Below are 12,988 nucleotides of genomic sequence, written 5' to 3' on the forward strand. Positions count from 1 at the left end.
AGGGACATAAGTATTGTCCTACGCTTCCCCTTACATTAATAAAACAAATTTATTTTAAGAATTCAGATAAGTTATCTTTATCTACGCCCACATAAGGAACACGTACCACACGGTCTTTAAGTTCCCATTTGGTGCCTTCAGTTGCCGGTTTACCGTTCGCTAAGTTATTCGATAACTCAACAACGGCTTTACCTTGGTTTACACCGTCATTTAACACCGTACCGGCAAGTTCACCTTTCTTGATCAGTTGTAATGCTTCAGGTAGTGCATCAACACCGAAGATTGGTAATTTTTTACCATGTGCTTTGGTTGCTTCTAATGCGCCTAATGCCATACCGTCGTTGTTAGAAATGATCACTTCAATGTCATTTGCTTTAGAGCTGGACAACCAGGCATCGACTTTATCTTTCGCTAAGGCTGCATCCCACATACCGGTATCAATGAAGAGTTGTTCGGTTTGGATACCTTGTGCATTTAATTGTTCAATCACATATTTGGTACGTGCTTCTGCATCCGGGTGACCCGGTTCGCCTTTCAATAAAACGTATTGGATTTTACCGTCTTTGTTTAAGTCTAATGCCGGCATGGCTTTCCATTGTTTGGCAATTAAGTCACCTTGGATAATACCGGATTCTTTCGGATCGGTACCGACAAAGTAAGCGTTATCATAAGAAGCGATTGCTTTTGCACCCGGGTCTTTATTGAAGAACACAACAGGAATATTGTCCGGTTTTGCTTTACCGATGATGGTTGGTGCAGCAGATGGGTCAACTAAGTTGATCGCTAACGCTTTTACGCCTTTTGAAAGTAATACGTCAACTTGGTCGTTTTGAATAGACTGTGCGTTTTGAGAGTCATTCATTAATAATTTCACGTCTTTTAATTGATCTGCGTCTTTTTGAATTTCTTTACGCATCAAAGACATAAAGTTGTCGTCATATTTATAGATTGTCACACCGATACGGGTTTCTGCTTGTGCTGCACTGATGCCGGCACCGAAAGCTACGGCTAAAGCAACTGCACTTAATACGGTTTTTTTCATAATGCATGTTCTCCATTCATTGTGGGTATAAATAATAAGAGGGCTTTGTTTCAGTGATAATTCATTAAAGCATTATTATCAATCATCTTACCTTTTTACACTGCAATCGCTACTCGGGTAATTGGCGGTAAGGATACCTTGTTTTTTGGGGAAAGAATGTGATCATATTCACATTTATGAAAACGATTACATCTTTTCGCTTAAAAATAATGCAGTTTTAATCCTATTTTTCTCGTGCTTCTCTATTTGCTACTGAAAAACGTCTGACTAATGTTGGATTAAATTGCGGATTAATAGGCATAGATAAGCTTTTATCCACCAAGCTTAATGCCAGTTTTGCGGCATAATTTGCCATAAGATCAATAGGATAGCGAATGGTTGTAAGTTTTGGCACCAAATAACGTGCAATCGGCATATCATCAAAACCAATAATAGAGAATTGTTTCGGCACTTTGATATTGTTTTCATTGAGTACGGATAACGCACCTGCCGCCATAGAATCATTGTAGGCAACAACGGCTGTTAAATTATCGTTATAACTCAATAGGTTAATCATGGCTTCTTCACCGCCTTCGAAATCCGGTGTGCTATGTACTATGGCATTTTCGACAACGGGGATACCATGTTCTGTAAGCGCATTCAAATAACCTTGTTTACGCTCAGCTTCGTCGTTAATTCTATGGTTTGAGCCGATATAACCGATATGGCGATGTCCTGCGTTAATCAGCGTATTGGTCGCAATATAGGTGCCTTTTTGATTATCCAAGCCAACACAACGGGATTCATAACCTTTAATACAGCGGTTGATAATAACCATGCCCGGCACACTTTCTAAATAATCTGCTAAAGTTTGATCGTCTAACGCCTTGGAATGCACGACCAAACAATGGCAACGTTTACGCAGCAGGGTATCAATGGCCTCTTTTTCCTTCTCCGCCTGGTGGTAGCCCATACCAATCAAAATATTTTTGCCATGTTCCATGGCAACGTGATCTACCGCTTTTACTAAAATCGCAAAAAAAGCATCCGTTACATCGGTCACCACGACGCCTAATGTATCAGAACTTTGCGAAGCCAAGGCTTGCGCATTAGCATTCGGACGGTAGTCTAATTGTTCAATGGCGTTCAATACAGCGGCACGGGTGTGTTCTTTTGCACAAGGATGGTTATTTAATACCCTAGAGACCGTTGCGACAGAAACACCGGCTTGTTTTGCCACATCACGAATCGTAACCATGCAGACCCCTTTCTAGATAAAAATGAAAACAACGGAAATCATAATCAGAAAAAAGATTTTTTGGAAACGTTTACTTTTAAAAGTGTCGTCTCTGTCACAGTTTTTCTAATAGCCTTATTGCTTAAATAAAAAGAAATGCATTTTTGTGATCTTGATAACAGTTTAATTTGTGAAATATGCTATTTTATGTCATATTTTTGTAATCGTTTTCATAAATAAAGAAGACACGCATAGAAGCAGATATAGAGGCGTATTATGACAACTGTTTTTGAACCTACCGATCACCCGCATCGCAGATATAACCCCTTAACCGACCAATGGGTTTTAGTTTCTCCTCATCGCGCTAAACGTCCATGGCAAGGACAACAAGAGAAAGTCAATGAAGAACAAAAGCCAAGTCACGATCCGAATTGCTATCTTTGCCCGCGTAATAAACGCATTACCGGTGATCTAAATCCCGATTATCACAAACCTTATGTGTTTAAAAATGACTTCTCCGCGCTGTTAGAAGACACACCGGCACCGCAAAATAACGACAATCCGTTATTCCAAAGTTCACAAGCCCGTGGGGAAAGTCGCGTGATTTGTTTTTCGCCAGATCACAGTAAAACGTTGCCATTATTGACCGCACTTGAGATCGAAGAGGTCATTAAAGTCTGGCAAGAACAACTCCGTGAGCTTGGTCAAAAGTATCAATGGGTACAAATTTTTGAAAACAAAGGGGCGGCAATGGGCTGTTCTAACCCGCATCCGCACGGACAAATCTGGGCAAATAGTTTTCTGCCAAATGAAGTAGCGAGAGAAGATAAAGCACAACGTCAATATTATGAAAAATACGGTTCCGTGCTGTTGGTGGATTACGTCCAACAAGAACTAGCCCGCAAGGAACGTATCGTTGTGGAGACAGAACATTGGGTTGCTGTGGTGCCGTATTGGGCGGTTTGGCCGTTTGAAACGTTGTTGCTGCCAAAAGCACAGGTTAAACGCTTAACGGAATTAAGTGACGCTCAAGCTAAAGATTTAGCCGTGATATTGAAAAAACTGACCACCAAATATGACAACCTATTTGAAACCTCTTTTCCGTATTCCATGGGGTTCCACGCCGCACCGTTTAACGGCGAAGAAAATGACCATTGGCAACTGCATGCTCATTTCTATCCGCCGCTTTTACGTTCTGCTACCGTGCGCAAGTTTATGGTGGGCTATGAAATGCTTGGCGAAAGCCAACGTGATTTGACAGCAGAACAAGCAGCAGAAAGACTGCGTGAGTTGAGTGAAATTCACTATAAACTGAAATAATGCACCCAATTCCCCTCTTTAGCAAAGAGGGGTTAGGGGAGATTTAGTCGCTTCGCTCGCACTTCGTGCCGTTGCTAAAGCAACGTTCAAACGCAAGCGTTTGTGGCAGAAGCTATACCAACCTCATACGAAATTTAAATATCACAATTAAATCTCCCCCTGCCCCTCTTTACAAAAGAGGGGAGTGGTTTGAGAGATATGATAAAGAGAAAGGAAATAACATGACCCCAATCCAAAAATCCCAACACATTTTCACCCAAAAATACAACAAACAACCGGAGTTGACCGTGTATGCGCCCGGTCGCGTGAATATCATCGGTGAACATACCGACTACAACGATGGCTTTGTGATGCCATGCGCTATTAACTATGGCACGGCGATTGCCGGCGCGAAACGCAACGATCATGTTTGGAATGTGTATGCCGCCGATTTGGATTTGTCTGATGAGTTTTCATTAGAGAAAGACATCCCACAAAGTGAACAAAAATGGGCGAATTATGTGCATGGCGTGGTGAAATTTATTCAGGAACGTTGCCCTGATTTTAAACAAGGGGCGGATTTGGTGATTTCTGGTAACGTGCCACATTCTTCCGGCTTGAGTTCTTCTGCTGCGTTAGAAGTGGCAACAGGAAAATTCTGTCAGCAGCTGAGCGATTTGCCTTTAAGCCATACAGACATTGCACTTATCGGACAAAAAGCGGAAAACAAATTTGTTGGCGCTAACTGTGGCAATATGGATCAGCTGATTTCTGCGCTCGGACAACAAGATCATTTATTGATGATTGACTGCCGTAGCCTTGAGACCCAACCAACGCCAGTGCCACAAGATGTGGCGGTGATTATTGTGAACTCTAATGTGCCGCATGATTTGGTTACCGGAGAATACAACACCCGCCGTCAGCAATGTGAACGTGCGGCAGAATTTTTCGGCGTGAAAGCCTTGCGTGATGTGTCAGTGGCTCAGTTTAAAGAAAAAGAAGCAGAATTGACCGCAATTGATCCGCTGGTGGCAAAACGCGCCCGCCATGTGGTCACGGAAAATCAACGGGTGTTAGATGCGGTAGATGCCTTGAAACATAATGACTTAACCCGTCTTGGCGAATTAATGGGGCAGTCACATGATTCTATGCGCGATGATTTTGAAATCACTGTGCCACAAATTGATTATTTAGTGGAATTGGCACAGTTGGTGATCGGTAAACAGGGTGGTGCACGCATGACCGGAGGTGGTTTCGGCGGTTGTATCGTTGCTCTTGCGCCACACGATAAAGTGGAAGCCGTACGTAAAATCGTGGCAGACAATTACGAAAAACAAACAGGCTTGAAAGAAGACTTTTATGTTTGCACGGCTTCACAAGGAGTGCATGTATGCTAGAACAACACGACCAGGGCACTGCGCCGGACGGCTTGCCGTTTCAGCTTTTTACTTTGCAAAATACGCAAGGAATGCGCGTGCAATTTACCGATTGGGGCGCGACCTGGACATCTTGCCGCGTGCCGGTCAACGGAGAATTGCGCGAAGTCTTGCTGGGTTGCAAGTTGGAAGCGTATCCCGTTCAAAAAGCCTATTTAGGGACGAGTGTCGGACGTTATGCCAACCGTATTGCCAATGCCCAATTTCCGCTTAATGATAAAATTGTGACCTTAACCGCCAACCAAGGAACGCATCAACTTCACGGCGGTGTAAACGGCTTTGATAAACGCCGTTGGGCATTAGAAAAGTGCGGTGAAAATTTCGTGTGTTTTTCTTTGCATTCTGCCGACGGTGATCAAGGTTTTCCCGGCAATGTGGATGTGACGGTAACTTACACCTTAACGGAAGAGAATTCGGTAAAAATCGAGTATGCTGGGAAAAGCGATCAGGATACGGCATTGAATTTAACTAACCACGCTTATTTCAATTTAGAAAACGCTGAGCAGGGGACAGATGTTCGTCATCACTGCTTGCGTCTGAATGCGGATTTCTATTTGCCGGTAGATAACGAAGGGATTCCAAATTCGCCGTTAAAACACGTTGTCGGCACCAGTTTTGATTTTCGCGTTGCCAAGCCGATTCAACAGGATTTTCTACAAGGCGAACAGCTTGCCACCAAGGGCTACGATCATTCTTTTGTCATCAACAAAGCCTGGCAAAAACCTTGTGTTTTGCTGAGTTCACCAAATGATGATTTGCATTTGGAAGTGTTGACTTCACAAGCAGCATTACAGGTTTATACCGGTAATTTCCTCGCTGGCACACCAACTCGGCATGGCACGCAATACGCGGATTACAGTGGCGTTGCATTGGAAACCCAATGTCTTCCGGACACGCCAAATCACCCCGAATGGCAAAATTACGGCGGTATTGTAAAAGCCGACAGTGAGTATTATCAATGGACGGAATATTGCTTTAAGGCATAGCAAGGCTGAAGATCGTCGCTTGTGAAGAATGGGCTACGATCTTGGCTTGAGTGATATTTCGGCGTTTTGAGTCAGCCATGCTGTCATCCCATTTCCTTTTCTTCTAAAATCGCCTACAAAATCCCACAAAGTGCGGTGGGAAATCTGCTAAAATAAACACCGGTTTTTTATCGACGAAAGGGCGACATCATCGAAAATTGGCAACGCGGTTTCGTACTACATCGCAAATCTTACAGCGAAACCAGTTTATTGGTAGATTTACTCACCGAAGATTTCGGGCGTATCAGCGTATTGGCAAAAGGTGCACGGGCAAAGCGTTCCATGCTAAAAGGCGTGCTACAACCCTTTACGCCGCTCCTGCTACGTTGGAGCGGTCGCGGTGATCTAAAAATTCTCACCAAAGCAGAACCTGCCGCCATTGCCTTACCCTTACAAAATGTTGCCTTGTACAGCGGCTTTTATTTAAACGAACTCATTTGCCGCGTATTGGAACCGGAAACAGCCTATCCGCAATTGTTCCAACACTATTTGCAATGTTTAACGCAATTAGCCGTATCACAAACTCACGTGGAGCCTGCGCTACGCACCTTTGAATTTCAACTCTTGCGCACCTTAGGTTATGGCATTGATTTCACTCATTGTGCCGGCTCCGGCAAACCCGTGGAAGCGGACATGACCTATCGTTACCGCGAAGAAAAAGGCTTCATTGCCTCCTTAATCAAGGATAATTTAACCTTTTATGGGCATGAATTATTGGCATTCGAGCAAACCCAATTTGATGATCCTGCCGTGTTATCGGCAGCCAAACGCTTCACGCGCATTGCATTAAAACCGTATTTAGGCGACAAATCCTTGAAAAGCCGAGAATTATTCACCCAACACAGCTTATATTCAAAATAACATGGCATTACTTTACAGCGACAACAAACCAAAGAAAAAGACCGCAAATTTCACCGCACATATTCTTGATTTAGATTATCAAGGGTTAGGCGTGGCTAAAATCAACGGCAAAACTTGGTTTATTGAAAACGCGCTGCCGCAAGAAAGTGTAGAAGCTCGCGTATTGGAAGAAAAACGCCAATACGGTCAAGGTGTAGCGCAGCGTATTTTACGCCAAAGCCCGAATCGCCAAACACCGCCATGCGTTTATTTTGAACAATGCGGGGGGTGCCAAAATCAACACATTCCCATTGAATTACAACGTTCTGCCAAGCAAACCGCGTTGGTTCAACGCTTATCCCGTTTACAGCCGGAGCCCATTCATTTCATGCCGTTATTGCAAGGTGAGCCTTGGCATTACCGCCGTCGGGTACGCTTAAGTGTATTGTTGGACAGTAAAAATCGTAAACTGAATATCGGCTTACGGCGTAAAAATTCACAGCAAATTATTCCTATCGACCATTGTTTGGTGTTGGAACAGCCGCTGAATGATTTATTGCTCAAACTGACCGCACTTTTCGCGCAATGGACAACACCACAACAACTGGGGCATATTGAACTTGTTGCAGCAGACAATGGCATCGCCATGTTATTGCGCCATGTAAAAAACATTACTGAAATCGACCGCACTTTATTATTACGGTTTGCCGAACAACACCAACTCATGTTATTTGTACAAGAACATGACAGCATTGAACATTGGCAGGGTGAACAGCCTTTTTACCGTTTGGACGATGACCTTACCTTGCAATTTGATATTCGCGATTTCATTCAAATTAATGCACAATTAAACCGTCAAATGATCGCAACAGCGTTAGACTGGTTGGAGCTTAATCCACAGGATCATGTGTTAGATTTATTCTGTGGTATGGGCAACTTCACCTTACCGCTGAGTCGCAAAGTAAAAAGTGCGGTAGGCATTGAAGGCGTTTCTGCGATGGTGGAAAAAGCCCGTGCCAATGCCGAACGAAACGGTTGTCATAATGTCCAATTTTACCGGACCGATTTGGATAAACCATTTATCAGTCAACCGTGGGCGCAGCAACCCTTCAATAAAATTTTGCTCGACCCACCACGCACAGGGGCAGCATTTGCTTTAAATGCGCTCTGTCAGTTACAGGCTGAAAGCATTCTGTATGTTTCTTGCAATCCTGCAACACTCGTGCGAGATACGGAAATCTTGCGTGACGCAGGCTATCAATTGGATAAAGTCGCCATGATCGATATGTTCCCACAAACCGGTCATTTGGAGTCGATAAGTTTATTTCGAAAAAGATAAGGATTCATTATGGTCGCTGTGAGAGGATCTCATTTATTAAATCCTAAAGATTTTGAGATTGAAAAATGGTGCGCTAACTTGAATGTAGCGGAAAATGTCAAAGCCAACTTAATGACGGCATGGCATTATTCGCAACAGAAAATGACCTTGCGTGCTGAGCACCAGCAGGAAGAAGCCCATTTGCTGACCTTCGGTGTGGAAATGGTGGAAATCCTCAACAGCTTAAACATGGATGCCGATAGCTTGTTCACCGCCATGCTTTTCCCTATCGTCCGCGATCAACTGGTGGATTTAGCCCAAATTGAAGAAGATTTCGGCGCCCAGATCAGCAAACTGGTACGCGGTGTTATCGAAATGGACAATATCCGCCAACTCAACATCACCCATTCTGCCAGCAGCTTGCAGGTGGATAACGTGCGCCGAATGTTGCTCGCCATGGTAGATGATTTCCGCTGTGTGATTATCAAATTAGCGGAGCGTATCGCCTTTTTGCGTGATGCTGAAAAAAATTATACGGAAGAAGAACGCGTCCTCGCCGCCAAAGAATGTGCCAATATTTACGCCCCACTTGCCAACCGCTTAGGCATCGGGCAGCTCAAATGGGAACTGGAAGATTACTGTTTCCGTTATCTGCATCCGGAACAATATCGCGCCATCGCCAAACTATTAAAAGAACGTCGCCTTGACCGCGAACAATATATCGCCGATTTTGTGACCGAGCTTTCCGGTTATTTACAAGAAAACATTCCACATGTGGAGGTGTACGGTCGCCCGAAACATATTTACAGCATTTGGCGAAAAATGCAGAAAAAGCACTTAGAGTTTAGTGGCTTATATGATGTTCGTGCAGTACGTATTATTGTGCAAAAATTGCAAGACTGTTACACCGCACTTGGCATTGTACACACCCACTTCAAACATCTGCCAAAAGAATTCGACGATTATGTTGCCAATCCAAAACCGAACGGCTACCAATCCATTCACACCGTGGTGTTGGGTAAAGGCGGCAAACCAATAGAAGTGCAAATTCGTACCCAACAAATGCACGATGATGCCGAACTTGGTGTCGCGGCACACTGGAAATACAAAGAAGGCGCCAGCGCCGGCCGTTCCGGTTACGAAGAAAAAATCGCCTGGTTACGCAAACTGTTGGCGTGGCAAGATGATATTACCGACTCCGGCGAAGTGATGGCGGAATTACGCAGCCAAGTGTTTGATGATCGCGTGTATGTCTTTACGCCGAAAGGCGAAGTCGTGGATTTGCCAACCGGCTCCACGCCGCTGGATTTTGCCTACGCCATTCACAGTGAAATTGGTCACCGTTGTATCGGCGCCAAAGTGGGCGGACGCATTGTGCCGTTCACCTATCAGCTCCAAATGGGCGATCAGGTGGATATCATCACGCAGAAAAACCCGAACCCAAGCCGCGACTGGCTTAACCCGAATCTCGGCTTTACCCACACGGCAAAAGCCCGTGCAAAAATACACGCGTGGTTCAAAAAACAGGATCGTGATAAAAATATTCCGGCCGGCAAAGAATTGTTGGAAAGCGAAATTAACCGCCTGGGCATCAGCTTAAAACAAGTGGAACAACAAGCCTTGCCGCGTTATAACCTGAAAAACCTCGACGATTTATATGCAGGCATCGGCGGTGGTGATATTCGTATCGGGCCGTTAATCAACTTCCTGCAAAACAAATTCATCAAAATCTCCGCGCAGGAAGTGGATGAAGAAATCTTGCGTCACGTCAGCACCAAAAGTGCGGCTAATGCCCAACAAAAAACGGAACGCAAAGATTGCGTTATCGTCGAAGGCGTCGGCAACTTGATGCACCACATTGCACGTTGTTGCCAACCGATTCCGGGCGACAGCATTGTGGGCTACATCACCATGGGGCGTGGTATTTCTATTCACCGTTGTGATTGCGAACAATTCCTTGAGCTGCAAAGCGTTCACCCGGAACGTGTGGTGGAATCCCGTTGGGGCGATAATTATTCTAACGGCTTCCATCTCAATATTCGCATTGTGGCGTCAGATCGCAACGGCTTATTGCGCGACATCACTACCGTGCTGGCAAACGACAAAATCAGCGTACTCGGCGTGTCTTCCCGTACGGATACAAAACGCCAAGTGGCAAACATCGACATGCAAATTGAACTCAACAACGTGGAAATGTTGAGTAAGATTCTATCCCGTTTGGAAAAACTGGATGATGTCATTGAAGCTAAACGCCTCTAATAACAATAAATAAACAAAGGAAAACCTAATGGACAAAACGACGGGGCTAACCCACTTAATCAAATCCACTCAATATTCCATGCAAGGCTTAAAAAGTGCGGTCAAATATGAAACCGCTTTTCGCCACGAGCTTTTCTGCTGCCTTTTCATGATTCCACTTGCCCTATGGCTTGGCGATGATGCTATTGAAAAAGCACTGATGATCGGCAGTGTATTGTTAGTCTTAGTGGTGGAACTACTCAATAGCGCCATCGAAGCGGTGGTAGATCGCATTGGTACAGAACGCCACGAACTCTCCGGTCGCGCCAAAGATCAAGGCTCTGCAGCGGTATTTATTGCGTTAGTTATCGTTGTAATTACCTGGGCTTCCATGTTATTTAATTAAAAAATGCAGATCAAACCGACCGCACTTTTAAATAACACCAAGCAGAAAGTGAATATGCCAAAAATACAAACGATTTTCCCCCTGTTACAAAATGCTGCAAATTCCGACAAAGCTATCGAAATGGCAGCATATATGAAAAATCAGTTTGATTTTCTTGGTATTCCTACACCGTTGCGCCGTAAACTTTGCAAGTCGTTATTTAAAGAGATGAAGCCACAAGCACTCGATTGGGACTTTGTGGAAGCCTGTTGGGAAAGTCCGTATCGTGAAATGCAATATATTGCGACGGATTACTTAAATATGTTGGTCGAGCAACTTACACCGCAGGATTTATCTCGAATTGAGCGGTTAATCATCCGCAAATCCTGGTGGGACACCGTTGATGTGTTAGACAAAGTTATTGGTGGTATCTTTTTAAACTTCCCAGAAATTCGACCGCAGCTAATTCACTGGAGCCAACACGACAACATCTGGTTGCGGCGAGTCGCTATTGATTGTCAATTATCACTGAAACGACAGACGGATCAGGCATTACTTAACGAAGTCATTCAAAATAATTTCGGTCAGTCAGAATTTTTTATTAACAAAGCCATTGGCTGGGCATTGCGCGAATATGGCAAAACCCATCCGGATTGGGTGAGAAATTTTGTGCAACAACATAGGGAAAAAATGGCACCGCTGAGCGTACGGGAAGCGTTGAAAAGATTAAAATGAAGCAAAAATAACGGTTTATGAGGCTCCAGTTCGGTGTGGAAATCTCTCCGTAGCGTGCAACTTGTTGCACGAACTAAAATCGTGAACACATTTTGTTAGGAGACACCTTAAACCGTCTTCTTTATTTTTGCCTGAAGCCCGGCTATAGCCTTGCATTCATCCTCACTATGTTTACCCTTAATCGCTATGGATTGTAAAAACACTTTAATATCTTGTAATTGAGAAATTTTTTCTTCTACCAGCGTCAGTTGCTTAAGTACCAATTTGTCAGCGTAATAATGATTAGCGGTATGAAATTTGAGTGCGTTAAGTTGTTTAATATCCTCCAAAGAAAAACCAAGCCGACGACAATTTTTAATGAAAATAAGTTGTGTCACACTTTCTTCATCATACGATCGATAACCGTTAGCCTGTCGTTTTGGTTCCGGTAAGACGCCTTGTTTTTCATAGTAACGAATGGTTTCTAAGTGAATCCCGGTACGTTTACTCAGCTCATTGACTTTCATTTCTTCCTCCCCAAAAATTTTTACCATTCTAACAAAAAATACTTGACCCCGTAGTCCCTACGAACTTTAAGCTGTTCTGCACTCAAAGTAAGTAAGGAAGGAACGAGATGCCACATCAACACAAACACGAACATTCACACGCTCATACACCAACAAATAAAAAGATTTTAAGCACTAGTTTAGTCATTATCAGCAGCTATATGATCATCGAGTTTTTAGGTGGCTATTATTTTAATAGCCTCGCCTTAATGGCTGACGCTGGGCATATGGCAAATGACAGCCTATCGTTGCTCCTCGCCCTCATTGCTTTATTTTTAAATGCACAAAACCAAAAAAGGTTCGCGCTGTTAAATGGCACTTCTCTGATTGTGGTGGCAGTATGGATTTTGGTGGAAGCGATAGAACGTTGGCAATACCCAACGACAATGTTGGCGTTGCCTATGCTAGGCGTTGCCATCACTGGACTCTTGGTAAACATTTTCGTAGCTTGGCTAATGATGAAAGGCGATCATGAAAACTTAAACATCAAAGCCGCCTATTTACACGTATTAGCTGACCTGTTTGGCTCACTGGTCGCCATTATCGCCGGGCTAAGCGCATGGTTGCTGAACTGGCAATGGGTTGATCTTGTTGCTAGCAGTATTTTAAGCTTACTAGTATTACGCAGTGGTATAAACGTTGTTCGTCAGGCAATCATTCGTGCATCAAGATGCACGCTACAGAATTAAATAACGCCCCGTAGCGTGCAACTCGTTACACGAAATAAATAAGGTGTCGTACGTGATTCGGTCATGCATCAAGATGCACGCTACGTTGAACTCGAAATCACACTCAGTGAGGAATCTCCCGTAGCGTGCAACTCGTTGCACGAAATGAATAATGCGCAGTGCGTAGTGCGGTCGTGCATTAAGATGCACGCTACGTTGAATTTAGAATCCTGTGCGGAGG

The 12,988-nt window shown here is 44.0% G+C and carries 12 protein-coding genes; 9 read left to right on the forward strand and 3 right to left on the reverse strand.

Annotated features, from left to right (window positions below; translation table 11 throughout):
* Positions 1-49: 49 nt before the first annotated feature.
* Together mglB and HMPREF9065_RS03795 are read right to left on the reverse strand one after the other, a co-directional pair.
* Positions 50-1,042, reverse strand: coding sequence for a galactose/glucose ABC transporter substrate-binding protein MglB (mglB, locus tag HMPREF9065_RS03800; RefSeq protein ID WP_021616310.1), 993 nt, complete (start codon positions 1,040-1,042; stop codon positions 50-52).
* A gap of 223 nt (positions 1,043-1,265) precedes the next feature.
* On the reverse strand, positions 1,266-2,279 hold the full coding sequence (locus HMPREF9065_RS03795) for a substrate-binding domain-containing protein (protein WP_021616311.1): 1,014 nt from the start codon (positions 2,277-2,279) through the stop codon (positions 1,266-1,268).
* 255 nt (positions 2,280-2,534) lie between these two features.
* Here HMPREF9065_RS03795 and galT point away from each other — a divergent pair, with 255 nt between their 5' ends.
* The 8 genes from galT to HMPREF9065_RS03755 all read left to right on the forward strand — a co-directional run bounded on the left by galT (position 2,535) and on the right by HMPREF9065_RS03755 (position 11,534).
* Positions 2,535-3,578 (forward strand): galactose-1-phosphate uridylyltransferase, encoded by a 1,044-nt coding sequence (gene galT / locus HMPREF9065_RS03790; RefSeq protein ID WP_021616312.1) that lies wholly within the window; start codon positions 2,535-2,537, stop codon positions 3,576-3,578.
* 221 nt (positions 3,579-3,799) lie between these two features.
* Complete coding sequence (galK, locus tag HMPREF9065_RS03785) at positions 3,800-4,954, forward strand: galactokinase (RefSeq protein ID WP_033002582.1); 1,155 nt, start codon at positions 3,800-3,802, stop codon at positions 4,952-4,954.
* The gene (galM, locus tag HMPREF9065_RS03780) at positions 4,948-5,979 is read left to right on the forward strand and encodes a galactose-1-epimerase (protein WP_021616314.1); all 1,032 of its coding nucleotides are present in this window, start codon (positions 4,948-4,950) and stop codon (positions 5,977-5,979) included. Before galK ends, galM begins: the two co-directional genes overlap by 7 nt.
* Before the next feature lie 186 nt (positions 5,980-6,165).
* Positions 6,166-6,879: a DNA repair protein RecO gene (gene recO / locus HMPREF9065_RS03775; RefSeq protein WP_033002583.1), complete on the forward strand. Its 714-nt coding sequence runs from the start codon at positions 6,166-6,168 to the stop codon at positions 6,877-6,879.
* 1 nt (position 6,880) lies between these two features.
* Entirely contained in the window at positions 6,881-8,197 is a 1,317-nt protein-coding gene (rlmD, locus tag HMPREF9065_RS03770; protein ID WP_021616316.1) for a 23S rRNA (uracil(1939)-C(5))-methyltransferase RlmD, read from the forward strand.
* A 9-nt stretch (positions 8,198-8,206) separates the two neighbouring features.
* Entirely contained in the window at positions 8,207-10,435 is a 2,229-nt protein-coding gene (gene relA, locus HMPREF9065_RS03765) for a GTP diphosphokinase (protein ID WP_021616317.1), read from the forward strand.
* A gap of 28 nt (positions 10,436-10,463) precedes the next feature.
* Positions 10,464-10,820: a diacylglycerol kinase gene (locus tag HMPREF9065_RS03760; protein WP_021616318.1), complete on the forward strand. Its 357-nt coding sequence runs from the start codon at positions 10,464-10,466 to the stop codon at positions 10,818-10,820.
* Between the two features lie 54 nt (positions 10,821-10,874).
* On the forward strand, positions 10,875-11,534 hold the full coding sequence (locus tag HMPREF9065_RS03755; RefSeq protein WP_033002600.1) for a DNA alkylation repair protein: 660 nt from the start codon (positions 10,875-10,877) through the stop codon (positions 11,532-11,534).
* 107 nt (positions 11,535-11,641) lie between these two features.
* Here HMPREF9065_RS03755 and HMPREF9065_RS03750 read toward each other — a convergent pair whose 3' ends face one another.
* A complete protein-coding gene (locus tag HMPREF9065_RS03750; RefSeq protein ID WP_033002584.1) occupies positions 11,642-12,040 on the reverse strand; it encodes a MerR family transcriptional regulator in 399 nt (132 codons plus the stop codon).
* Between the two features lie 107 nt (positions 12,041-12,147).
* Here HMPREF9065_RS03750 and HMPREF9065_RS03745 point away from each other — a divergent pair, with 107 nt between their 5' ends.
* Positions 12,148-12,768, forward strand: coding sequence for a cation diffusion facilitator family transporter (locus HMPREF9065_RS03745; protein WP_033002586.1), 621 nt, complete (start codon positions 12,148-12,150; stop codon positions 12,766-12,768).
* Positions 12,769-12,988 lie beyond the last annotated feature (220 nt).

The sequence above is a fragment of the Aggregatibacter sp. oral taxon 458 str. W10330 genome, from assembly GCF_000466335.1.
GTDB lineage: Bacteria > Pseudomonadota > Gammaproteobacteria > Enterobacterales > Pasteurellaceae > Aggregatibacter.

Coding starts and splice junctions, on each gene's coding strand:
- mglB (WP_021616310.1), bottom strand. CDS start 1,042: ATGAAAAAAACCGTATTAAGTGCAGTTGCTTTAGCCGTAGCTTTCGGT.
- HMPREF9065_RS03795 (WP_021616311.1), bottom strand. CDS start 2,279: ATGGTTACGATTCGTGATGTGGCAAAACAAGCCGGTGTTTCTGTCGCA.
- galT (WP_021616312.1), top strand. CDS start 2,535: ATGACAACTGTTTTTGAACCTACCGATCACCCGCATCGCAGATATAAC.
- galK (WP_033002582.1), top strand. CDS start 3,800: ATGACCCCAATCCAAAAATCCCAACACATTTTCACCCAAAAATACAAC.
- galM (WP_021616314.1), top strand. CDS start 4,948: ATGCTAGAACAACACGACCAGGGCACTGCGCCGGACGGCTTGCCGTTT.
- rlmD (WP_021616316.1), top strand. CDS start 6,881: ATGGCATTACTTTACAGCGACAACAAACCAAAGAAAAAGACCGCAAAT.
- relA (WP_021616317.1), top strand. CDS start 8,207: ATGGTCGCTGTGAGAGGATCTCATTTATTAAATCCTAAAGATTTTGAG.
- HMPREF9065_RS03760 (WP_021616318.1), top strand. CDS start 10,464: ATGGACAAAACGACGGGGCTAACCCACTTAATCAAATCCACTCAATAT.
- HMPREF9065_RS03755 (WP_033002600.1), top strand. CDS start 10,875: ATGCCAAAAATACAAACGATTTTCCCCCTGTTACAAAATGCTGCAAAT.
- HMPREF9065_RS03750 (WP_033002584.1), bottom strand. CDS start 12,040: ATGAAAGTCAATGAGCTGAGTAAACGTACCGGGATTCACTTAGAAACC.
- HMPREF9065_RS03745 (WP_033002586.1), top strand. CDS start 12,148: ATGCCACATCAACACAAACACGAACATTCACACGCTCATACACCAACA.